This is a genomic window from Microbacterium maritypicum (assembly GCF_041529975.1).
GTDB lineage: Bacteria > Actinomycetota > Actinomycetes > Actinomycetales > Microbacteriaceae > Microbacterium.
Genome location: NZ_CP168030.1, coordinates 1,386,308 through 1,406,931, shown reverse-complemented (window position 1 = coordinate 1,406,931; position 20,624 = coordinate 1,386,308). Strand labels below are relative to the sequence as shown.

Sequence of the window (20,624 nt, the reverse complement as noted above, 5' to 3'; positions counted from 1 at the left end):
TCAGCGCGCCTGAGTCAGCCGGCTGCCCCGTCGCGTAGCAGAGCCACTCGCTCCCGCAGGTATGCCTCCAGCGGCATGAAGCCTCCGGCCGCGCTCCAGCGCACCGACGGCGCCCCGTCGACCAGGGCCAGCGGACCGGACGAGCCCCCGGCGTCCACGGCGTCCACGTCGATCACGCTCCACCCCACGTGCACGACGTCACCCTCGTCGAACCCGCCACGCAGCGCCTCGGCCCGGCGCTCGGCCCGCTCGCGAGCCGACTCGGCCGTGTAGCCGCGGCGGCCGGGATCGGCAGCCCGCAGCACTTCGGCGGTGGCCAGCGCGTGCGTGTCGGTCAGCAGCAGCGCCCCGAGATGCCAGGCTTCGCCGACGCGCACGATGCGGCGCCCGCGCCACCGCGAATCGCGCTGCTCGCCCAGCCCCTCCTTCGGGGCGCCGGCGAGATCGGCCACAGCCGCGGTCAGCAGCGCCGATGCGGTGGTCACAGTTCCCCCTGCACAGCCTCGCCCGCGCGTGCCGGTCCGACGACCTCCGCGCGATCGCCGCGCAGCGTCATCCCGATCAGCGGATACAGCAGCACCGAGAGCATGCCGGCCCCGACCAGCGCGGCGGCTGTGCCCGTGTCGAGCATGTCCTGATCCACACCGATCGCGGTGACCGCGACGATGATCGGCAGACCGGTGGCGGCCAGCAGCCCGAGCGCTGCCCGGTCGCGGACGCTCATCCCCGCGGGAGCCGAGAGCTGCGCCGCCGCACCGCGGATCACGAGCAGGGCGATCAGGAAGATCGGCACCAGCGCCAGCGCGGTGGGTGAGGTGAGCAGCGCTTGCAGGTCGAACGTGACACCGGTGTAGAGGAAGAAGATCGGCACCAGGAAGCCGAAGGCGATGGCCTCGATTTTGCTCTCGATCTGCTCGGCGGACTCCTTCGGCGCGCGCGTCATGATGATGCGCCAGACCGCACCGGCCACGAACGCACCGAGCAGCATGTCGAGGTCGAGCATCACGCTCAGCCCCACGAGCGCCGCGATGAGGAGGATCACGAACCGCACCCCGAACTGGTCGGACGTGTGCAGTGTGGCGAGGACGATGCGGTGGAGTCGGCCGTGGGGCACGCGATGCGCCAGCAGCACCGCGAGGCCTGCCAGCACCACGAAGGTCAGCAGCACGGCTGTGGCGATCGGCGTGGTCCGCGTGCTCAGGAAGATCGAGATCGCGATCAGGGGCAGGAACTCCCCGACGGCCCCGATCGTGCTGATCGCTCGCCCGAAAGGCGTGTCCAGCTCGCGGGCATCGCGCAGGATCGGCATCAGCGTGCCCAGCGCCGTGGAGCTGAGCGCGATGCCCACGACCACCATCCCCTCGCCCGGAGCGAAGAAGAAGCCGAGGCCGATGCCCAGCAGCACGCTGAGGAGCCAGCCGGCCGATGCCCGTGCGAGCGGCTTTCCGGCCACCATCTTGAAGTCGATCTCGGTGCCGGCGACGAAGAACAGCAGCGCCAGGCCGAAGTCGCTGAGCTTCTCCAGCAGCGGGCCGGGCTCGACCCAGCCGAGCACGGCAGGCCCGACGAGGATGCCGAGCACGAGCTCGAACACCACGATGGGCACCCGCACCACGGGACGCACGCCGCGGGCGAGCAGCGGCGCCGCAACAGCCAACAGGGGGATCAGCACCAGGCCGAGGTCACTCGCTTCCACGGTCTCAGAGTAGCGAGTCGCCTCCCGCGATTCGCCCCCGCTCAGCATCCACGGCAGAATCGATGCACACCCTCGAGGAGCCCCCATGTCTCAGCCCGATACCGCCCGCCTGCTGATCGCCTGCGACGACCAGCCCGGCATCGTCGCCGCTGTCGCCGGTGTGCTCGCCCAGCACGGCGCGAACATCATCTCGCTCGATCAGCACTCCACCGATTCCGAGGGCGGACGCTTCTTCCAGCGCACCGTGATCCACCTCGACGGTCTCTCCGCCGCGCGCCCGGCCCTCGAAGCCGACATCGCCGTCGTCGCCGAGCGCTTCGGCATGGAATGGTCACTGCACGATGTGGCCCGCCGCAAGCGCGTCGCGATCTTCGTCTCCAAGTACGACCACTGCCTGATGGAACTGCTGTGGCGCACGCAGCGCGGCCAGCTCGATATCGACATCACGATGGTCGTCTCCAACCACCCCGATCTGGCCCAGTCGGTGCGCTCGTTCGGCGTGCCGTTCGTGCACATCCCCTCCGGCGACAAGGCCGCCATGGAGGAGCGTCAGCTCGAGCTGCTGCACGGAAACGTCGACCTGGTCGTGCTCGCCCGCTACATGCAGATCCTCACCGACGACTTCATCACGCGTCTCGAGGTGCCGGTGATCAACATCCACCACTCGTTCCTGCCCGCGTTCATCGGCGCGAACCCGTATGCGCGTGCCAAGGATCGCGGCGTCAAGCTCATCGGCGCTACAGCGCACTACGCGACGGCCGACCTCGACGAGGGCCCGATCATCGAGCAGGACGTCACGCGAGTGACCCACTCCGAGTCGGCGGCTCAGCTGCAGAGCCGTGGTGCCGATGTGGAGCGCCTGGTGCTCGCCCGCGCCGTGCAGTGGCATGCCGAGGACCGCGTGATCGTGCACGGCAAGTCCACGGTCATCCTCTAGCGGTCGGCGTCGTCCAGGCGTTCCGGTTCTCTTCTATCCGCGCGTCGATCTCGGCCGAGGTCGCGGACCGGCCAGCCCGGTCCGCCGGAACCCCCGCCGCCAGCTCGGCGAACACCTCGGCGGCGGTGTCATGGCGCACGAGCGGGGCGGCCTGCCCCATCCACAGCGACTGCAGCGCGCCCAGGTTCTGCTGTCCGGCCGCCGTGCGGAACCGCCCGGTGAGCCAGTTCTGCATCGGGAACGGAGCGATCGTGCCGCTCGCCTCGATCGCCCGCACGACGCGGTTGCGCGCCCCGCGAGCCAGCCGTCCGCTCATCGCCCGGGTGAGCACGGTCTCGTCGGCCGCGGTGGAGCGGATCGCGTCGCGGTGGGCGTCGTTCGCTGCAGACTCGGCGGTGGCGAGGAAGGCCGTCCCCACCTGCACGCCGGAGGCGCCCAGCGCGAACGCCGCAGCCACCCCACGCCGGTCGGCGATCCCACCCGCCGCGATCACGGGCACTCCGACCGCGTCGACGACCTGCGGGACCAGCGCGAACGTCCCGACCAGCGACTCCTCCGCCGGGCGCAGGAACGACACCCGGTGACCCCCGGCCTCCGCTCCGGTGGCGACGACGGCATCCACGCCCGCCTCGGCGAGGGCGACCGCCTCGGCCACGGTGGTCGCGGTCCCCACGAGCCGGGTGCCGCGGCGGTGAGCCTCCTCGACCACAGACGCAGACGGCACGCCGAACACCACGCTGAGCACCGCGGGCGCGATCTCCCAGACCGCCTCGAGCTGCTCCTCCAGAGGCGGGTTGTACCGCTCCGGTCGGGCGGGCACCTCGATACCGACCGCCTCGTAGAACGGCTGTAGCGCCTGCGCGAAGATCGTGTGCTGCGGGTTCGGCTCGACCTCATCGCCCGTGGGGATCCAGATGTTCACCGCGAACGGCCGGTCGGTCGCCGCCCGCAGCTCGACCCCGGTCGCGCGGATGCGGTCACCGTCGTAGCCGTACAGGCCGAACGAACCGAGCCCGCCGGCGTCGCTCACCGCGGCGGTGAGGGCGGTCGAGGAGAGCCCGCCGAACGGGCCGAGGATGATCGGATGCTCGATCCCGAGCAGGGCGCGAAGGTCACTCATGCTTCGACGTTACGCCCGCAGCGGAGGGAGACGGTCGACCGTGACGGCCGGTCCCGCGGTCCCCGGTGCTACCCTCGGCTGCAGAGGGGAGTGCGCATGAGCAAGTGGTTCGGGCAGATGCTGAGCTTCGTCGCGACCGCGCTCGGACTCGTCTCGATGCCGGATGCCGCGGCCCTCGGTCTCGCCATCGCACTGCTCGCCGTGACGGCGCTGACGCTCGCGATCGTGCTGAGCGTGCGCCCCGAGGCCACCTCCGACGCCCCGCATCCGCTGCGGGCCATCGATGTCGGAACCCTGCTCACGCAGAGCGATCCTGACGCCGCCGGGCATCCACGCCCGCGGGCGCCGGGAGTCGCGACCGCCGCGTAGTCCGTCCACACGACGGGATCGCGCGGCTTTCGCCGACCCTTCCCGACGCCACGAACGGACACTTCCATGGACCCCTTTGCCTTCCCCCCTCTCGCCGCCCTCCTCGACGCCGCCTACGGCGCGCTGACCGGGCTCTCCGACCTCCTGACCCCGATCGCCGGAGCATCGGCCGCCGCCCTCGCGGTCGTGCTCGTCACTCTGCTGGTGCGCGCGCTGCTCATCCCCGTCGGCATCTCGCAGGCCAAAGCCGAGCAGACCAGGGCACGCCTCGCCCCGAAGCTGCGCGAGCTGCAGCGCCGCCACAAGAAGAACCCCGAGCGCCTGCAGAAGGAGATGATGGCGCTGTACAAGGCCGAGAACACCTCGCCGTTCGCGGGGATGCTCCCGGTGCTGGCGCAGGCCCCCGTCGTCGGCATCCTCTACACGCTGTTCCTCCGGCCGGAGATCGCCGGGCATCCGAACGAGCTGCTCTCTCACGACCTGTTCGGTGCTCCGCTGGGCACGAGCCTGGTCTCGGCCCTGTTCGGCGGCACGGCCACGCCGGCGACGTTCCTCGTCTTCGGGGTGCTGCTCGCCATCATGATCGCCGTGGCCGAGGTCACCCGCCGGGTGTTCCGCCCGACGCCGGTCGAGGGCGACGATTCGCCACTGAACTCCCCGACGATGCTGCGCGTGATGTCGTCGCTGCACTACCTGACGGCGGTGTTCGCGGCCTTCGTGCCGCTCGCCGCCGCGCTGTACCTCACGGTCACAGTCGTGTGGACGCTCGTGCAGCGCGTCATCCTGCGCCGACGCTTCCCGCTGCCGACGCCGGCGGTCAGTCGGGCAGCGGTATCGGGGCGGTGAAGGGGCCGGAGGGGCCGCCGTCGCGGCGGTCCTTCCGCACGCCGAGCGTCGCGCCGACGCTGGCGGCGATCACGAGGGCGACCGCGAGCAGCCGCAGCGGGGTCGCATCCTGTCCGAGGATCAGCCAGCCGGCCAGTGTCGCGAACGCCGGCTCGAGGCTCAGCAGCACGCCGAACACGCGCTGGGGCAGCCGGCGCAGTGCGGCCAGCTCGAAGCTATACGGGATGACCGACGACAGCACCGCGGTGATGGCGGCGAGCAGCAGCAGCTGCGGATCCATCGCGACCGTCGATGCGGCCGGGATGCCGACCGGGATCAGCAGCACGGCCGCCACCACGAGCCCCATCGCCAGGCCACTGCTGCCGGGGATGAGGGCGCCGACACGGGCGCTCATGCGGATGTACATCACCCAGAACCCGGCCGCGATGAGGATGAAGACGAGCCCCAACGGGTCGAGCGGCTCGGCCCCGATGAGGCCGTCGATGCCCAGGGCGACCATGCCGAGGAGGGCGACACCGACCCAGGCGGCATCCGCCAGACGACGAGTCAGCACCGCGGCGAGCACGAGCGGCCCGAGGAACTCGATCGCGACAGCGGGGCCGAGCGGGATGCGGTCGATCGCCGCGTAGAAGAAGCCGTTCATCGCGGCCAGCGAGACGCCGAAGAGCACCGCGGCGAGCCACTGCGGGCGCGTCCACTTCCCGGGCCGCGGCCGCACGATGACGACGAGCAGGATCGCGGCGATCGCGACCCGCAGCGAGGTCACGCCCCACGGCCCGAGCACCGGGAACAGCTGCGCCGCGACGGCCGCGCCGAAGGGCAGCGAGAGGCAGGAGCCGATGACGAGTGCGACGCCCACGAGGGGGCCGGATGCGGCGGGCTTCTGCACCAGACAAGCTTAGGTGGCCGCCCGCCGCCGGCCGCCCTCAGATCAGAGCGGCTTGCCGCCCGTCACCGCGATCACCGAGCCGGAAGTGTACGAGGACTCGTTCGAGGCGAGGTACACGTAGGCGCTGGCGAGCTCCGCCGGCTGACCCGCGCGTCCGAGGGGCGTGTCCTGCCCGAAGGTCGCCAGCCTCTCCGCGTCCCAGCCGGTCGCGGGGATCAACGGCGTCCAGATCGGACCGGGAGCGACCGCGTTCACCCGGATGCCTCGGGGGCCCGCCTCCTCGGCGAGCGCCTTCACGAACGCCACCTGCGCGGCCTTGGTCATCGCGTAGTCGATGAGGCCCGGAGACGGGTTGAACGCCTGGACGGATGCCGTCACGATGATGCTCGCGCCGGGCTCGAGGTCGGGGTACGCCGCGCGGGCGGAGAACAGCAGACCGACGAGGTTCGTGTCGAACACGCGCCGCATCCGGTCGGTCGCCAGGTTCTCGAAGCCGTCGATGTCGTGCTGGTACGCGGCGTTGAGCACGAGCGTGTCGAGTCCGCCGAGCTCGCTCCGCGTGCGGGCGACGATGTCGGTGGCGAAGGCCTCGTCGCGCAGATCTCCGGCGAAGCTCACCCCCGTGCGTCCGGCCTCACGGACCAGGGCCAGAGTGTCCTCCGCGTCGTCCTGCTCCTCCGGCATGTGCGCGATCGCGACATCGGCGCCCTCGCGCGCGAAGGCGATCGCGACGGCTCGCCCGATGCCGGAGTCCCCGCCGGTGATGAGCGCTCGGCGCCCCGCCAGCCGGCCGTGGCCGACGTAGCTCTCCTCGCCGTGATCGGGGTCGGGACGTGTCAGCTCCGTGAGCCCGGGCTGGTCCTGCTGCTGCGCGGGGAAGCCTTCTTCGCGATGCGCGTGCCGGGGGTCGGAAGTGTCGTCGGTCATGGCCGATCCTCCTCGTCTCGATGTGTCCGATCGACTCTTCCGGATCGGCAGCCACGAGTGCAGGGGGTTGACAGCCGTGCAGGGAGGCGGGAGGAGCGCCGCCGCGAGAGGAGCTGTGCGGCGGGTCAGAGCTGAGGCGTGACGGGGACCTCTTCGGTGCCGGGTTCCACGCCCGCCTCGGCGGGTTCGGGAACCAGGTACAGCCCGCTCGGCGCGTTGGCGGTGAAGGCGAGCGCCTCGATCCACGCCCGGTTGATGGAGGGCTGACGGCTGCCGAAGTACTTGAACACCAGCGAGCTGCCCGGCTGGATCCAGACCGTCGTGCGGCCGCCGCCGACGCTCGCGTCTTCACGCCAGCTGAACGGGAACGGCTCGCCACGGCGCAGCTTCGCGGTGATGACGAGCTGCAGGTGTGTGAGAGCGCGGTCCTCGATCTCGGTCTTCACTCCGCCTTCATAGACGAACTTGCCCATTCTGTGCTCCTTGGTCGCAGTCTGGCCGAGACGACGGCTCATCCTATTCTCGCTCACGCGGCGACAGTATTCTGCCTCTGTTCAGACCGATGGCGGATGCGGGTCCGCCATCGCGAAGTCAACCCCCTCGGCAGAACGAACACGCTCACCCTAATCTCGAACACCCGAGCTCGAGGAGGGCATTTCCATGAACGCACGACACATCGACGATCGCCCCGACGAGGGGTACACCCCCGGAACCACGCACGCCGAGTGGGGCGCGGGAAACCCCCGGCTGCGCATCACGCGCGACGATGAGCGCACCGAGTTCGCGCTCGAGGCCGACGTGGTCCGGGTCGGCTCCGCCGAAGGCAACGAACTGCGTCTGGCGGACACCGATCCCGTGCACGCCACGATCACGCACGACGACCGCGACGAGTATGTCCTGACCCTGCACGGCGAGGGCGAGATGAACGCCAGCGCCGGAGCGGACGCCACGCACCCCGGTGACGATTCCGAGACGCTCCGCACCGGTGCGCACTTCACGGCGGGACCGTGGACGCTGGTGTTCGCTCGCGACGAGTTCGCCGACCACGGGCGCCCCTTCGGCGGCCGCGCGGGCGGCGAGTACTCCGATCAGCCGCTGCAGCCGCCGCGTCCGGACTACGACGGCGACGAGTCCCGCTGAACGACGACGGGCACGACATCGGAGAGCGTCTCGCAGTGACGGATCACATCGAACGACTGAGCGACCTCGCCCGCGAGCGGGGGCTGCGTGTGGCTGTGGCGGAGTCCCTCACCTCGGGCCGGCTGGCGAACACCGTCGGTTCCGGGGCAGACGCGTCGGAGTGGTTCGCGGGCGGCGTCGTGGCGTATCTGACGGATGTGAAGGAGCGGGTGCTCGGACTGGTCCCCGGGACGGACCCGTGCTCTGCAGCGTGCGCCGAGCAGCTCGCCATCGGAGCGCGCGATCTGCTCGACGCCGACCTCTGCGTGTCGACGACCGGCGTCGGCGGGCCGGATCCCGACGGCGGCCATCCGCCCGGGACGGTGTACCTCGGGTGGGCCACCCCCGACGCGGTCGGACACCGCCGCCTGGCGCTGACGGGCGATCCCGAGGAGGTCCTCGCCACGACGGTCGAGGCCGCCGTCCGGCTCCTGGCCTTCCATGCAGAGGGCCTGCGACCCGCCGGGCCCCGCCGAAGCCCGCAGCAGACCGCGTAGCTCGGCCGACCACCGCGGCCGGGTCAGTGCCCCGGGAGCAGTCCGATCCGCAGGGGGGCGCCGGCTGCCGTCGCTTCTTCGAGGGCGGCATCGATCTCGTGCAGCCCACGCACCGCGCCGACCGCGTCACCGAACGGATAGGCACGCCCGCGTCCGGCCAGGAACGCGACGGCCGCGGCGAGCTCGGCTCCCGTGTAGTTGTGGATGCCGGCGACCGTGACCAGGCGCCGCACGATGCTCTCGGCGTCGAACGGCACCGGATCGGCGGGGAACACGCTGCCGACCAGCACCACCGTGCCACCGACGGTCACCCCGGCGAGCGCCTCGCCCACAGCGTGGCCCGAGGCTTCGATCACGACGTCGGGCTCGCGGTCCAGACTCGTCGCGCCGAACCGTGCGGCGAGCGCGCGACGGTCCGGGTTGGGGTCGAGCACCTCGACCGTCGCCCCCTGCTCCGCGGCGATCGCGGCGGCGGAGAGCCCGACGAGCCCCGCACCGTGGATCCGCACGGCGGCACCATCGAGGTCATGGTCCCGGGCAGCCCTGGCCACGGCTGCCCACGCGGTCGCCGTCGCGCACCCCGCCGGGGCGAGCACGGCGGCCGGCAGCGCCTCGGGCACGCGCACGATGGCGGTACCCTCCCGCAGCTGCACGTGACTCGCGAATGCGCCGGTGAGGTCGCCGTGCGCACCGACCCGGTCGTGCCCGTACTTTCCGAGGCTGCGGCACTTCTGCGGCATTCCCCGCAGGCAGCGGTCACAGCTCGCGCACGAGATCGTCACCGACCACACCACGCGGTCGCCGATGCGCAGCGGGGTGCCGTCGACCGCGTTCGCGCCGGTGTCGCCGGTCGCGATCACCCTCCCGACACTCTCGTGACCGAGCACGAGGGGTGTCGGGGCGGATCGGCGTCCCTGCACCGTGTGCACGTCGGAGCCGCAGATCGTCGACATCTCGACCGCGACGAGCACGTCACCGTCGGCGAGGGCCACCCCCGGGACGGCGATCGTCTCGTGCGGATGGCCTTCGCCGATCCAGACCATCGCGGTGGCCGCCGGGCGCAGCGTGACGTCGCGACGGTGACCGGGCGGACGGATCAGCAGCGTTCCCATGACGATCTCTCTCAGGAGGAGGTGGCGACGAGCGGAAGCAGCTCGCGCTGGGCGAGGACTCCGCGGAGTGCCGTCACATCGCTCAACACGGCATCCGCCCCCGCGGCGCTCAGCGCCGGACGGTCGTGGGCACCGGTGAGCACGCCGGCGACGAAGCCGGCACCGGCCCGACGCCCGGACTCGACGTCGCTGACGGTGTCTCCGGCGACGGCGACCGCACGCACGGAGGACGTCTGCGTGCGCAGCAGCGCCGTGAGCACGAGGTCGGGTGCGGGGCGGCCGCGCCCCGCGTCGACGGGCGACAGCACGAGGTCGATGAGGTCCTGCCAGCCGAGCCCGTCGATCAGGGCATCGCGGGTCACCGGGGCGAACCCGGTCGTCAGCACGACCGTGAGCCCGGCATCCTTCAGCTCCTGGATGGCGTCGGCCGCGCCGGGAATCTCGGAGACGCCCTGCTCGGCGACGATCTCGGCGTAAGCCCCCTCGAACGCGGCGGTGGCACGCTCGGCCGCGGCCCGGTCTCCGGAGGCGAGGTGGGTGAAGACGTCGATCTTCGACTGGCCCATGGTCACGCGGACGTAGTCGAGGGCCTCGGCCCACGGCATCCGGTCGGCGACTCCCGTGCGCTCGGCGGCGCGCTGGAACGCCTGCTCCACGACGCCGTCGTCGAGCACGGTGGTCCCCGCCATGTCGAGGACGACGAGTTCGAGAGGAGTGGTCATGATGTTCCTTCCATTGCTGCCGTCCACCCGAAGGCGGCGGCGAGGTTCTCTTCGGCCAGGCCGAGGCCCGTGGTCATCCCGATGCCGGTGGTCGCGGCGAGCACGAGCACGCCGTCGTCGCCGCGGTCGATCAGGAACTCCTGCGGCCCCTTCGCGTAGACGCCCTGCCACCGCTCGATCACGCGCGGGGCCGGGGCGTCGAACAGCGCCTCGGCCTCGGCGAGGAATGCGGTGAAGGCGGCCTCGGGCTGGAAGGGCGCCGGAGCGACCGCGGTCGCGTGCGAGTCGCCGATGATGAGCGTGCCATCCGGCAGCTGTGTGTACATCTGATTGAGGTCGATGGCGGCGAGGTCGGGCCGCTCGGCATGCAGGCGTTCCCGCAGCACCGTGGCCTCGACCCCGTCGGCGAAGCGCCCGTAGCGCACGAGCGACCAGCCGGTGAGCAGCGGTGCGGCGAGCGGACGCCGGAACGACACCGCCGCCCGCATCATGTCGAGGGCGCAGCGCGCGATCCCGTGCCGCTCGGCGACCTCGGGGAGCAACTGGTCGATGTCGTGGTTCACCGCGACGACGACGCTTCCGCAGCCGATCGGGCCCCGGGTGGTCTCCACTCGGCCCGCCCCCACCGCGGTGACCGCGGTGCGGAAGCGGAACTCCACGCCGAGGCTCGCGAGATGACGCACGATCGCGGTGGCCGCGGTGCGCGGATCGGTCTGCAGGTCGACCTCGATGTGCGCGCCGCCGACGAGGCCGTCGGCCCGGAGCGGGGCGAGACGCAGGAGCTCGTCGGCCTCGAGCAGGCGGATGCCGCCCTCGCGCGAGGCCGCCTCGAGCACGGCGATCTCGTCATCGTGGCGGGCGGCCACGAGTGTGCCCGACTCGCGCAGCCAGAAGCCGGCGTCTCTGGCGAGGCGCAGCCACAGCGCGCGGGAGACGTCGGCGTAGCGCCGCGCCTCCCCTCCTTGGGCGCCGATGCAGAGGTGACCGAAGTTGCGGATCGTGGCGCCGACCGGGGCCTCGGTGCGGTCGACCACGATCACGCGCAGCCCGCGACGGACCGCCGCGTATGCCGCACCGAGGCCGACGATCCCCGAGCCGACGACCACGACGTCGGCCGTGTCCGGAGTGCCGTTCATCGGAACACCTTCCGCATCCACATGGCGAGCCCTTCGACCACGAGCACGGTGGCGAGGATCATCAGGACGATCGCGGTCACGGTCTCGTAGCGCGAACCCTGGCTGGCATTGAGCAGGTAGTACCCCACTCCTCCGCCGCCGACGATGCCGAGGATCGTCGCCGCGCGGATGTTCGTGTCGAGCATGTAGAAGCTGTGGCCGATGAGCGCCTGCATCCCCTGCGGCACGGTGGCCGAGGTGTAGGTCTGCAGACGCGTCGCGCCGACCGCGCGCAGCGCCCGCTCGGGGCCGCGGTCCACCTCTTCGAACGAGTCGGCGATGAGCTTCCCGAGCAGTCCGATGCCGCCGATCGCGAGGGCGATGACGCCCGCCTGCGCACCGAGGCCCGTGATGACGACGAGCACGATCGCGAGGATCAGCTCGGGGATGCCGCGGATGCCGACGAGCAGCAGTCGCGCCGTTCCGCGCGCCCCCGGGCTGGGAGCGACGTTGCGTGCGGCGAGGGAGCCGAGCAGGATCGACGGGAGCAGGGTGAGCACGGTCGCGGCGAGCGCGATCGCGACCGTGTCGCGCATGGCCTCGAACATCGCGCTCGCGTCGTAGCTTCCGAACGACGGCGGCCAGAACCGGGCGGCGACCTCGGGCAGCTTGGCCCAGAACGTGACGAAGTCCATCCAGTTGATCTGGCTGACCACGACGCTGCCGATCACGACGAGCACGGCGACGACACCGGCGATCGTGTGACGCACACGCTGCGCCGTCCAGGGGCGGCGCACCGCGGTCTGCGGGCTGGTGGCCCATGCCGGGCGTCCCGCGGGTGCCGCTGCGGCGTGGGTGCTGAGTCGCGGATGCAGCATCCGGTCCATCCAGGAGCGGGTGTGCCTCTGCTCGCCGAGCATCGCCCCGCGGACCAAACTGGAGACGATCTCCATCACGATGCAGAGGATGAAGATGACCAGGGCGATGCCCAGCCCCTTGCCGTAGTTGAGCGACTTGAAGGCGTACGACATCTCGAGGCCGAGGCCGGCGACGCCGACGTAGCCGAGCACCACGCTGCCGCGCAGGTTGATGTCGTTGCGGTGCAAGACCGTCGCCACCCAGCTGGGCAGTACCTGCGGCAGGATGCCGGCGCTGAACTCCTGCATCTTCGAGCCGCCCGCGGCGCGGATCGCGAGACGGGGGCCTTCATCGATCTGCTCGATCGCGTCGGCGAACATCTTCGAGATCATGCCGATCGAGTGGATGCCGATGGCGAGGATGCCCGGGAGCGTGCCGAGCGAGAACATCAGCACGAACGCCATCGCGAGCACCACGTCGGGCAGAGCGCGGGTGAGGACGCCGATGAACCGGGCGGCGGCGCGCCAGCCGTTCCCCGGCGTCGTGTTGGATGCGGCGAGGTAGGCGATCGGCACCGACAGCACCGCGGCGAGCAGGGTGCCGACGAGCACGAGGCCGACGGTCAGGGCGATGAGCCAGGCCAGGTCGGCGGGCTCGGGGAACGAGAGGCCGCCCACACGCGCCATGAAGTTCTCGGCGTTGCCCCAGCTCTGCACCATCGCCGGGATGGAGATGTCGACCTCGCGAACGGCGAGGATGCCGAGCACGACGAGCGCGACCAGAGTGAGGGACGCCGCGATGCGCTCCGGCGAGATCGGTCGCTTCGGAGCCCGCTCGGCGACCGTCGAGGCCGCTGCGGTGCGCGGACGGTCGGCGAGGATCGTCATGATGCCGCCACCTGTGCGGCCGCCACGACGAGCTCTTCCTGCACGGCCCGGATCTCGGCGGTGGTGGTCGCGACGCGGCCGTAGATCTCCATGACCTCGGCCTTGGTGAGGTCGGTGGTGGGGGTGTCGAGCACGACCTCGCCGTGGCGGAGCCCGACGATGCGGTCGGCCCAGCTGATCGCCAGGTCGACCTGGTGCAGGCTGCACACGACCGTGAGTCCTTCGTCGGCGGCGATCTCGCGGATCAGTGCCATGACCTGCTCGCTCGATTCCGGGTCGAGCGAGGCGACCGGCTCGTCGGCGAGCAGGATGTCGGGCTTCTGCATGAGGGCGCGGGCGATGGCCACACGCTGTTGCTGTCCGCCCGAGAGGGTGTCGCTGCGCTGGTAGGCGCGGTCGAGCAGACCCACGCGGTCGAGGTGCTCGAGCGCGGTGAGCTTGGCGGCCCGCGAGTAGCCCCAGAGCCCGAGGCGCGGTCCGCGCACACCCGACAGCGAGCCGGTGAGCACGTTCTCGAGCACGGTGAGCGAGGGCACGAGCTCGAACTGCTGGAAGATGAACCCGACGCGGCTGCGGAGGCCGCGGAGCGCCCGGCCCTTCAGCGAGGGAACCTGGGAGCCGAGCACCTCCACCGAACCTGCGGTGGGGACCTCGAGCCCGTCGAGGTGGCGCAGCAGGGTCGACTTCCCCGAGCCGGAGAGGCCGAGGAGAACGACGATCTCGCCGCGGGAGACCTCGAGCGAGGCACCCTTCAGGGCAGTGGTCGTGCCGAAGGTCTTCGTCACGCCGTCGAGACGGATGAGGGCGTCGGATGCCGAGGCGGTCATGTCGGAGCTCCTGTGATGTGGTGTGTGTCCTGCGGTGGGGCCCTCCGGCTCGCCGCGCGGGGCGGACGAGGCGGAGGGCACCGGGTGAGACGAAGGGGTCAGGCCGGGCTCAGCCCTGGCACTGCTCCGCTTCGGTCTCCTTGCAGATGTCGCGGATCAGGTCGTAGTAGGCGTCGTCGACCGGCTTCGTGGCGTAGAAGACGCTGCGGAAGGAGTCGCTGTCGGCGCTGTCGATGCCGGCGGCGATGATGTCGTCGATCGTGACCTCGGAGAGTCCGTCGACGAGCTGCTTCGAGACCTCCTCCGGAAGCGTCGACGAGTACACGAGCGGGGCGCCGGGGACCATCGTCTCGGCGACGACCTTGACCTTGTCCGACTTCTCGACCTCGGAGTCCTCGGCGAAGCCGACCTCGCACTCGACGCCCTCGCCGACCTTGGTCACGCTCACATCGTGCTTGCCGGCGAAGACCGGAGTGATGTCGGTCTTCGGGTCGATGCCGGCCTCGATCAGGTTGTACGACGGGAACAGGTAGCCCGAGGTCGAAGACGGGTCCACGAAGCAGACCTTCTTGCCCTGGAAGTCCTCGAGGCTCTTGATGTCGCTGTCGACGGGGACGATCGCCTGCGAGTAGTAGCCGGGCTCCTGGCCCTCGTCCGTGACGATGGAGGAGATGGGGGTGAGCTTGGCACCGTTGTTGGTGGCGGTGACGTAGGTGAAGCCGGAGAACGAGGCGACGTCGACCTTGCCGGCGACGGCGGCCTCGATGAGCGCCGCGTAGTCGGTGGACTCGTGGTATTCGACGGTCTTGCCGGTGAGGTCGGCGATGTAGTCCATGAGCGGCTGGTAGTTCGTCTCGGTGTCGACCGAGTCGGGGACGACGCCGAAGACGAGGGTGTTCTCGTCGACCGCGAAGCCGCTCGCAGCGGACGATTCGTCGGCGCCGGGAGTGCCGGTGGCCTCGGCGGAGCCGGAGCAGGCGGCGAGGCCGAGGGCGAGGAGCGCGACGCCGGCGAGGGCGGGGAGAGCGCGAAGCTTCATGAGGGCCTTTCAGGGTGTGAGGGGTGATCCACGGAAGACTCTCGCAGGTGCCGCGCCGAGATATGTACCTAACTCGGATTTGTTCAGGCCTCGTTTACCGAGCATTCTTCTGGATGAACACTCCAAAAACGTGCTCGCGCGCTCCGGCCTGACCAAGTAATGTACCTATGTGGCTGAAGCTGTGTACACCCAGATCGCCGACGACCTCCGCGCGCAGATCGCTGCCGGCGGACTGCGTCCTGGCGACGACGTCCCGACCGAGGCGGAGCTCGCCGAGAGATGGCATACGTCCCGCGGCCCGATCCGCAACGCGCTGGCGGCGCTGCGCGGTGAGGGCCTGATCGAGACCAGCCGCGGCCGGCCGGCCAGGGTCGTCGCCCGCAAGGCGAACCAGGCGGTGGACGTGTCGGTGCCGTTCACGCGCTGGGCCCGCGAGCTGGGCGTCTCCCCCGGGGCTGAGACGCAGGAGCTGAGCCTGCGCCGTGCCGGCGACTTGGCGGCGGCACTCGAGGTGGACCCGAGCGACACGATCGTCAGCGTTGTGCGGCTGCGCCTGCTCGACGGGCGCCCGACCATGCTCGAGCGCCTCAACTACACCGAGGCCGCGGGCCGACCTCTGTTCGATGTCGATCTCGACCAGGTGTCGATCACCGAGCACCTGTCGTCGGTCGGTCATCCGATCGTGACCCTGCAGCATGTGATCGATGCGGTGGCCGCCGATGATCAGGATGCCGCTCTGCTGCGTGTCCCGCGCGGCACGCCCATCCTGCGGCTGACCCGCACGTCCCGTGACGCGGAGGGTCGGATCTTCGAGGCCTCGGAGGACCGTTACCTGAGCGAGGTCGTGCGCTTCACGGTCGCCGCATCCGGCATCTCCACGGACGGGCATTACATGCGCGCGGTCGGCGGTTAGCGAAGCGGGTAAGCCCTGCTCGGAGGCCGGAGAAACGGGCCGTTAACGCAGAAGGCGATCGCGAGCGCGCAAGTTTTTCAGAAGCCAGAAAGACCGCGCCCGCGATCGCAGCGCTGGGGACGCTTTATCTGGGGAGCCTTCAGGATACGGCTGCGCGCAACCCGTTCCACACTGTCGAACGTCGAGACTTCCCTAGACTTTCGTCTAGGTTCTCGCGGATCGCGGAAAGGGTGCCTCCACACTCTAGAGCATCAGACGACCGGAAGTCGGGCCGACACGACCCAGAATCCGTCGACTTCGCCGGCGCTGAACTCACCGCTCGCGCCCATGACCCGCTCCGCCATCCGCCCGAGGCCCGTGCGGCTCGACGAGAGCTCGCGGCGCGGCGTGGTCGGAAGGGGGCTGCGCAACGTGAGGAAAGCGACCTCATCGTCCACGGCGAGGGTGATCTGCACCTCGCCGGGGCCGGCGTATTTGAGGATGTTCGTGGCGGATTCACGCGTGATGCGCGCGAGGACGATCTCGACGGCTCTCGGGATCCGCTCGTCCTGCGGATCACCCTCTCGGGCGACGGAGTGGCCGGCGGCTTCGAACTCCTCCGCCGCTTCGTCGATCGCGGCGGCGAGGTCGCCCGTCTGCACGCTCGACGACTGCGGACCGTCGTCGGCGAGTTCGATCACGAAGCGGAGATCGGTCATCGCCTTGCGCGCGGCGACTCGGATCGCCTCCTGCGAATCGGAACTCGTCTGGGGGTCTTCGAGCATCTGCACGTGCAGTGCGACCACCGTGAGGTGGTGCGCGATGCTGTCGTGCAGCTCACCGGCGATCCAGCGTCGCTCGGCGAGTACGGCTTGGCGCTCCTGCTCGGCGCGCGCCTCGAGTTCACGTTCGAGGCGGCTGCCACGGGCGAAAGCGAGCCGCAGGGCGAACCCGACAGCTCCAGCCACAGTGGCGAAGACGAGATAGAGGCCGATGTTGACGATCACGCCTGGTGCGGCGGCGAACGGAACGAGCGCCGCGGCGACCAGAAAACCGCCGGTGTAGGAAAGGATCAGCGAGGTCCACCCCAGTCGCATGACCAGGCCGGCCGCAACTGCGGCGGCGGTCAAGACTTGGAGTTCCGATCCGGGGATGAATGAGACGGCGAACACGACGCCGAGGGCGCATGTCGCTATGAGCGGCTTCCAGAGATAGAGAGCGAACGACGCCGTCGAGGCGACGCTGACCAGAAGCGCGACCGGGTTGACACCCGGTGTGGTGAAGAAGCCGATGACGTCTGCGGCGATGGTGATCGAAACGATCACCAGAACGATGATCCGCTCGATCGCGCTGAGCTTCTCTCCTCGGTTCAGGCGGAGCGTATCCGCTGTTTCCCGGGTCGAGTGGTCAAAGGCCATGCTTCACTATCTCCTATTTGCCAACTAGATTAGTTGTGGAGACCAAAGAACTTGCCAACCTGCTGCCAGAAAGTCATAACGTTCACCTCCATTTTGTAGTCGTTCGTCGATGTCTGTATTCATCTTCTCGGCGAATCGCGGAGCGCACATCTGTCTCTCGTCTAGAGGTTTTTAGCCAAAGGTCTACATCGCCATCGCCCGTCGCCCGCGCCGTTAGGCTTCCCCCATGCAGGAAATCCGTGTCGTGATCGTCGATGACGATCCCCTGGTCCGCTCGGCGCTGTCGCACTTCGTCTCCCGCGACCCCGAGATCACCGTGATCGCCCAGGCGGAGGACGGCGTGGAAGCGATCGCCACGGTCGAACGCGAGCAGCCCGACGTCGTGATGATGGACGTGCAGATGCCCGAGATGGACGGCATCGAAGCCACCGGAGTGATCGCCGAACGCTGGCCGCACGTGCGCGTGCTCGCGGTCACCACGCTCGACGGCAGCGACACGGTGCTCCCCATGCTCAGCGCCGGCGCCTCCGGATACCTCCTCAAGGACTCGAGCGCCGAAGAGATCGTCACGGGCGTGCGCGAGGTGCACAGCGGCGCGAGCTCGCTCTCCCCGCGGATCGCGTCGATGCTGATCAAGCACGTGCGCGACTCCACCCCCGTCGCCGCGGACGCCGACGCCCTCGAACCTCTCACCGATCGCGAGACCGAGGTGCTGAACTGCCTCGCGAAGGGCATGTCCAACGCCGAGATCGCGAAGGCGCTGATCGTCTCGGAGGGGACGGTGAAGGCGCACCTCGGACGCATGATGTCGAAGTGGCACCTGCGCGACCGCGTGCAGATCCTGGTCACCGCCGCGCACGCCGGGCTCGTCAGCTTCCGCTGATCAGACCGCGAGGAGGACGATCCCCGCGACCACGACGAGCGAAGCCGCGATCCGCCAGCCCGGACGCGACTCCCGCAGCGCGAACACCCCGAACAGGCTCACCAGCACGACGCTCACCTCGCGCAGCGGCGCCACCAGCGCCACCGGGGCGATCTGGATCGCGGTCAGCACGAGGATGTACGACAGCGGCGACAGGATGCCGAAGACGAGGATCCGCCGCCACTGCGCGCGCCCGAGCGCCCAGACGGCATCCCATCGACGGCGCACCGCGAACGAGTAGAACGGCACCTGCAGCAGGCTCGTGCCGACCATGAACGCGACGGGCGAAAGGCTCCAGGTCCGCACCGCGTGCGCGTCCCAGATCGTGTAGACGGCGATCGCGACCCCGGTGAGCAGGCCGAACAGGATGCCGGGATCGATGCGCCGCGAGCCAGTGCCGGTCCCCCGATCGACCAGGCCGATCGCCACGACGCCGACGATCACGGCCGCCACCCCGATCAGCGCCACGATGGAGGGCCGCTCCCCGAGCAACAGCACCGCGACGATCACCGAGAGGAACGGCCCGGTGCCCCGTGCCGTCGCGTACACGGTGGAGAGGTTGCCCTCGCGGTAGCCGCGCTGCAGCACCGTCATGTAGGCCACGTGCAGCACGGCCGAGACGGTCACGCCCAGCGCGAAAGAGCCGAGGTCATCCGTTCCCAGACCGCCTGTGAACGGCACGACGCCGATCCACACGAGCGTGCTGCCGACCGCGCCCCACCAGAGGAACGGCGACCCCGCTCTGCTGACGCCGTGGGCGATGATGTTCCACGCGGCATGGGCGATGGCCGCCCCGAAGACGAGGACGAACGCGAGAGGGGACACGACGAGACCCTTCCGTCCGGCGCACGGCGCGACGAACAGGGTCCTCCGGGCTTTTGTCCTGTCAGATGACGGCCCTCCTACGGAGGAGGACCGTGGCGCCGCTCGGACCAGACGGGTGTGGACCCCGGAACCCTAGGCGCTATCGAGACGAGCCTAACCCTCCGGGATGAACGGCCGGGAAACGACAGCCCGCGGCAGGAAGCGGACCCGCGCATCACCCCGGCTACGCTCGAAGGACCGCTCGTCTCCAGGAAGGCCCGCCATGCCCGTCACCCCGGTCGCACTCGCCCACGCCGAGGACCTCGCCGACTTCGTCGCCGCCTCCCCGTCGAGCTATCACGCGGCGGCCGAGGTGGCCCGACGCCTCGAAGACGCCGGCTTCACGCCGCTCCGCGAGGAGGAGGCCTGGCCCGTCCAGGCGGGTGGACGCTACGTGGTCGTGCGCGACGGTGCCACGATCGCCTGGGTCGTGCCGACGGATGCCGCGGCCGCCACGCCCGTGCAGATCTTCGGCGCACACACGGACTCCCCCGGCTTCAAGCTCAAGCCGCAGCCGACGACGGGTTCGCGCGGGTGGTTGCAGGCCGCCGTCGAGGTCTACGGCGGCCCGCTGCTGAACTCCTGGCTCGACCGCGAGCTGCGCCTCGCCGGACGCCTGGCGCTGGCGGACGGCCGCGTGGTGCTCGCCGACACCGGGCCGCTGCTGCGCCTCCCCCAGCTCGCGATCCACCTCGACCGGGGCGTCAACAACGGGCTCGCGCTCGACAAGCAGACCGAGACGCAGCCGGTGTGGGGACTCGGCGACCCGAGCGAGGCGGACATCCTCGCCGAGCTCGCCGCATCCGCCGATGTGTCGGCCGCCGACATCCGCGGCTACGACGTCGTGGTCGCCGACACCGCGCGGGGAGCCGTCTTCGGCAAGGACAGCGCGTTCTTCGCCTCCGGCCGCCTCGACGACCTCGCCTCGGTGCATGCCGGTGTGGTCGCACTCGCCGCGCACGAACCGGCGGCCGGTGGGCCGATCGCCGTGCTCGCCGCCTTCGATCACGAGGAGCTCGGCTCGGCGTCGCGCTCCGGCGCGGCCGGCCCGTTCCTCGAAGACGTGCTCGAGCGCCTGTACGCCGGGCTCGGGGCGGATGACTCCGAACGTCGGCAGGCGTACGCCTCGTCGTGGTGCCTGTCGAGCGACGTCGGCCACTCGGTGCACCCGAACTACGCGGCCAAGCACGACCCCGTGGTGCAGCCGGTGCTCGGCTCCGGTCCGATCCTGAAGATCAACGCGAACCAGAGGTACGCGACGGATGCCGTCGGCGCGGCATCCTGGTCGGCCTGGTGCGAGCGCGCCGGTGTGGCCGGCCAGGAGTTCGTGTCGAACAACGGCGTGCCCTGCGGATCGACGATCGGCCCGATCACCGCGACACGGCTCGGCATCCGCACGGTCGACGTCGGCATCCCGATCCTCTCGATGCACTCCGCGCGTGAGCTCGCCGGGGTCTCGGACCTGCACGACCTCACGCGCACCGCGCAGTCGTTCTTCGCGGGCTGAC

General features: G+C 70.4%; 22 protein-coding genes. 8 read left to right on the top strand and 14 right to left on the bottom strand.

Translation table 11 applies throughout. The annotated features are described in order from the left end of the window. Positions 1-14: 14 nt before the first annotated feature. Positions 15-485 carry a glutaminase gene (locus tag ACCO44_RS06810; RefSeq protein WP_372469047.1) on the bottom strand — a complete coding sequence of 157 codons (471 nt, stop codon included), beginning with the start codon at positions 483-485 and terminating at the stop codon, positions 15-17. Continuing rightward, on the bottom strand, positions 482-1,696 hold the full coding sequence (locus tag ACCO44_RS06805) for a cation:proton antiporter (RefSeq protein WP_036303154.1): 1,215 nt from the start codon (positions 1,694-1,696) through the stop codon (positions 482-484). The genes ACCO44_RS06810 and ACCO44_RS06805 overlap by 4 nt, the downstream gene beginning before the upstream one ends. Before the next feature lie 85 nt (positions 1,697-1,781). On the opposite strand from ACCO44_RS06805, the gene purU reads away from it, so the two are divergent. After that, positions 1,782-2,633: a formyltetrahydrofolate deformylase gene (purU, locus tag ACCO44_RS06800; RefSeq protein WP_029261363.1), complete on the top strand. Its 852-nt coding sequence runs from the start codon at positions 1,782-1,784 to the stop codon at positions 2,631-2,633. Here purU and ACCO44_RS06795 read toward each other — a convergent pair. Beyond that, positions 2,623-3,753, bottom strand: a complete 1,131-nt coding sequence (locus ACCO44_RS06795) for an NAD(P)H-dependent flavin oxidoreductase (protein ID WP_372469046.1) — start codon at positions 3,751-3,753, stop codon at positions 2,623-2,625. The two genes, purU and ACCO44_RS06795, sit on opposite strands and share 11 nt — an antisense overlap. Before the next feature lie 96 nt (positions 3,754-3,849). Between ACCO44_RS06795 and ACCO44_RS06790 the strand changes: the two genes are divergently transcribed. After that, positions 3,850-4,122 carry a DUF6412 domain-containing protein gene (locus tag ACCO44_RS06790; protein WP_105710511.1) on the top strand — a complete coding sequence of 91 codons (273 nt, stop codon included), beginning with the start codon at positions 3,850-3,852 and terminating at the stop codon, positions 4,120-4,122. 66 nt (positions 4,123-4,188) lie between these two features. Further along, on the top strand, positions 4,189-4,968 hold the full coding sequence (locus tag ACCO44_RS06785) for a YidC/Oxa1 family membrane protein insertase (RefSeq protein ID WP_262001398.1): 780 nt from the start codon (positions 4,189-4,191) through the stop codon (positions 4,966-4,968). Here ACCO44_RS06785 and ACCO44_RS06780 read toward each other — a convergent pair. The 3 genes from ACCO44_RS06780 to ACCO44_RS06770 form a co-directional block, all read right to left on the bottom strand. Beyond that, positions 4,940-5,857 carry a DMT family transporter gene (locus ACCO44_RS06780; RefSeq protein ID WP_105710513.1) on the bottom strand — a complete coding sequence of 306 codons (918 nt, stop codon included), beginning with the start codon at positions 5,855-5,857 and terminating at the stop codon, positions 4,940-4,942. The two genes, ACCO44_RS06785 and ACCO44_RS06780, sit on opposite strands and share 29 nt — an antisense overlap. Positions 5,858-5,899: 42 nt before the next feature. Beyond that, positions 5,900-6,784, bottom strand: coding sequence for an SDR family oxidoreductase (locus ACCO44_RS06775; protein ID WP_105710514.1), 885 nt, complete (start codon positions 6,782-6,784; stop codon positions 5,900-5,902). 125 nt (positions 6,785-6,909) lie between these two features. Then, a complete protein-coding gene (locus ACCO44_RS06770; RefSeq protein ID WP_105710515.1) occupies positions 6,910-7,257 on the bottom strand; it encodes an ATP-dependent DNA ligase in 348 nt (115 codons plus the stop codon). Between the two features lie 187 nt (positions 7,258-7,444). On the opposite strand from ACCO44_RS06770, the gene ACCO44_RS06765 reads away from it, so the two are divergent. Next, positions 7,445-7,924 carry a hypothetical protein gene (locus ACCO44_RS06765; RefSeq protein WP_029261356.1) on the top strand — a complete coding sequence of 160 codons (480 nt, stop codon included), beginning with the start codon at positions 7,445-7,447 and terminating at the stop codon, positions 7,922-7,924. A 35-nt stretch (positions 7,925-7,959) separates the two neighbouring features. After that, complete coding sequence (locus ACCO44_RS06760; RefSeq protein WP_372469045.1) at positions 7,960-8,460, top strand: CinA family protein; 501 nt, start codon at positions 7,960-7,962, stop codon at positions 8,458-8,460. A gap of 23 nt (positions 8,461-8,483) precedes the next feature. Here ACCO44_RS06760 and ACCO44_RS06755 read toward each other — a convergent pair whose 3' ends face one another. From ACCO44_RS06755 to ACCO44_RS06730, 6 genes are all read right to left on the bottom strand, one after another. Then, positions 8,484-9,572: an alcohol dehydrogenase catalytic domain-containing protein gene (locus ACCO44_RS06755; RefSeq protein ID WP_372469044.1), complete on the bottom strand. Its 1,089-nt coding sequence runs from the start codon at positions 9,570-9,572 to the stop codon at positions 8,484-8,486. A gap of 11 nt (positions 9,573-9,583) precedes the next feature. Continuing rightward, entirely contained in the window at positions 9,584-10,294 is a 711-nt protein-coding gene (locus ACCO44_RS06750; protein WP_372469043.1) for a phosphonatase-like hydrolase, read from the bottom strand. Next, on the bottom strand, positions 10,291-11,430 hold the full coding sequence (locus tag ACCO44_RS06745; RefSeq protein WP_372469042.1) for a TIGR03364 family FAD-dependent oxidoreductase: 1,140 nt from the start codon (positions 11,428-11,430) through the stop codon (positions 10,291-10,293). The genes ACCO44_RS06750 and ACCO44_RS06745 overlap by 4 nt, the downstream gene beginning before the upstream one ends. Continuing rightward, positions 11,427-13,154, bottom strand: coding sequence for a phosphonate ABC transporter, permease protein PhnE (gene phnE, locus ACCO44_RS06740; RefSeq protein WP_372469041.1), 1,728 nt, complete (start codon positions 13,152-13,154; stop codon positions 11,427-11,429). Before phnE ends, ACCO44_RS06745 begins: the two co-directional genes overlap by 4 nt. Then, entirely contained in the window at positions 13,151-13,981 is an 831-nt protein-coding gene (gene phnC, locus ACCO44_RS06735) for a phosphonate ABC transporter ATP-binding protein (protein ID WP_029261080.1), read from the bottom strand. The genes phnE and phnC overlap by 4 nt, the downstream gene beginning before the upstream one ends. A gap of 109 nt (positions 13,982-14,090) precedes the next feature. Further along, complete coding sequence (locus tag ACCO44_RS06730; protein ID WP_372469040.1) at positions 14,091-15,020, bottom strand: phosphate/phosphite/phosphonate ABC transporter substrate-binding protein; 930 nt, start codon at positions 15,018-15,020, stop codon at positions 14,091-14,093. A 169-nt stretch (positions 15,021-15,189) separates the two neighbouring features. Here ACCO44_RS06730 and ACCO44_RS06725 point away from each other — a divergent pair, with 169 nt between their 5' ends. Continuing rightward, positions 15,190-15,933, top strand: coding sequence for a GntR family transcriptional regulator (locus ACCO44_RS06725; RefSeq protein WP_258134121.1), 744 nt, complete (start codon positions 15,190-15,192; stop codon positions 15,931-15,933). A gap of 251 nt (positions 15,934-16,184) precedes the next feature. Here the strand turns inward: ACCO44_RS06725 and ACCO44_RS06720 are convergent, their stop codons facing one another. Then, entirely contained in the window at positions 16,185-17,330 is a 1,146-nt protein-coding gene (locus tag ACCO44_RS06720; RefSeq protein WP_105710522.1) for a sensor histidine kinase, read from the bottom strand. A gap of 226 nt (positions 17,331-17,556) precedes the next feature. On the opposite strand from ACCO44_RS06720, the gene ACCO44_RS06715 reads away from it, so the two are divergent. Continuing rightward, on the top strand, positions 17,557-18,213 hold the full coding sequence (locus ACCO44_RS06715) for a response regulator transcription factor (protein WP_029261076.1): 657 nt from the start codon (positions 17,557-17,559) through the stop codon (positions 18,211-18,213). Here ACCO44_RS06715 and ACCO44_RS06710 read toward each other — a convergent pair whose 3' ends face one another. Beyond that, positions 18,214-19,077: an EamA family transporter gene (locus tag ACCO44_RS06710; RefSeq protein WP_262001410.1), complete on the bottom strand. Its 864-nt coding sequence runs from the start codon at positions 19,075-19,077 to the stop codon at positions 18,214-18,216. It lies immediately after the preceding gene. A 262-nt stretch (positions 19,078-19,339) separates the two neighbouring features. Here ACCO44_RS06710 and ACCO44_RS06705 point away from each other — a divergent pair, with 262 nt between their 5' ends. After that, a complete protein-coding gene (locus tag ACCO44_RS06705; protein WP_372469039.1) occupies positions 19,340-20,623 on the top strand; it encodes a M18 family aminopeptidase in 1,284 nt (427 codons plus the stop codon). Position 20,624 lies beyond the last annotated feature (1 nt).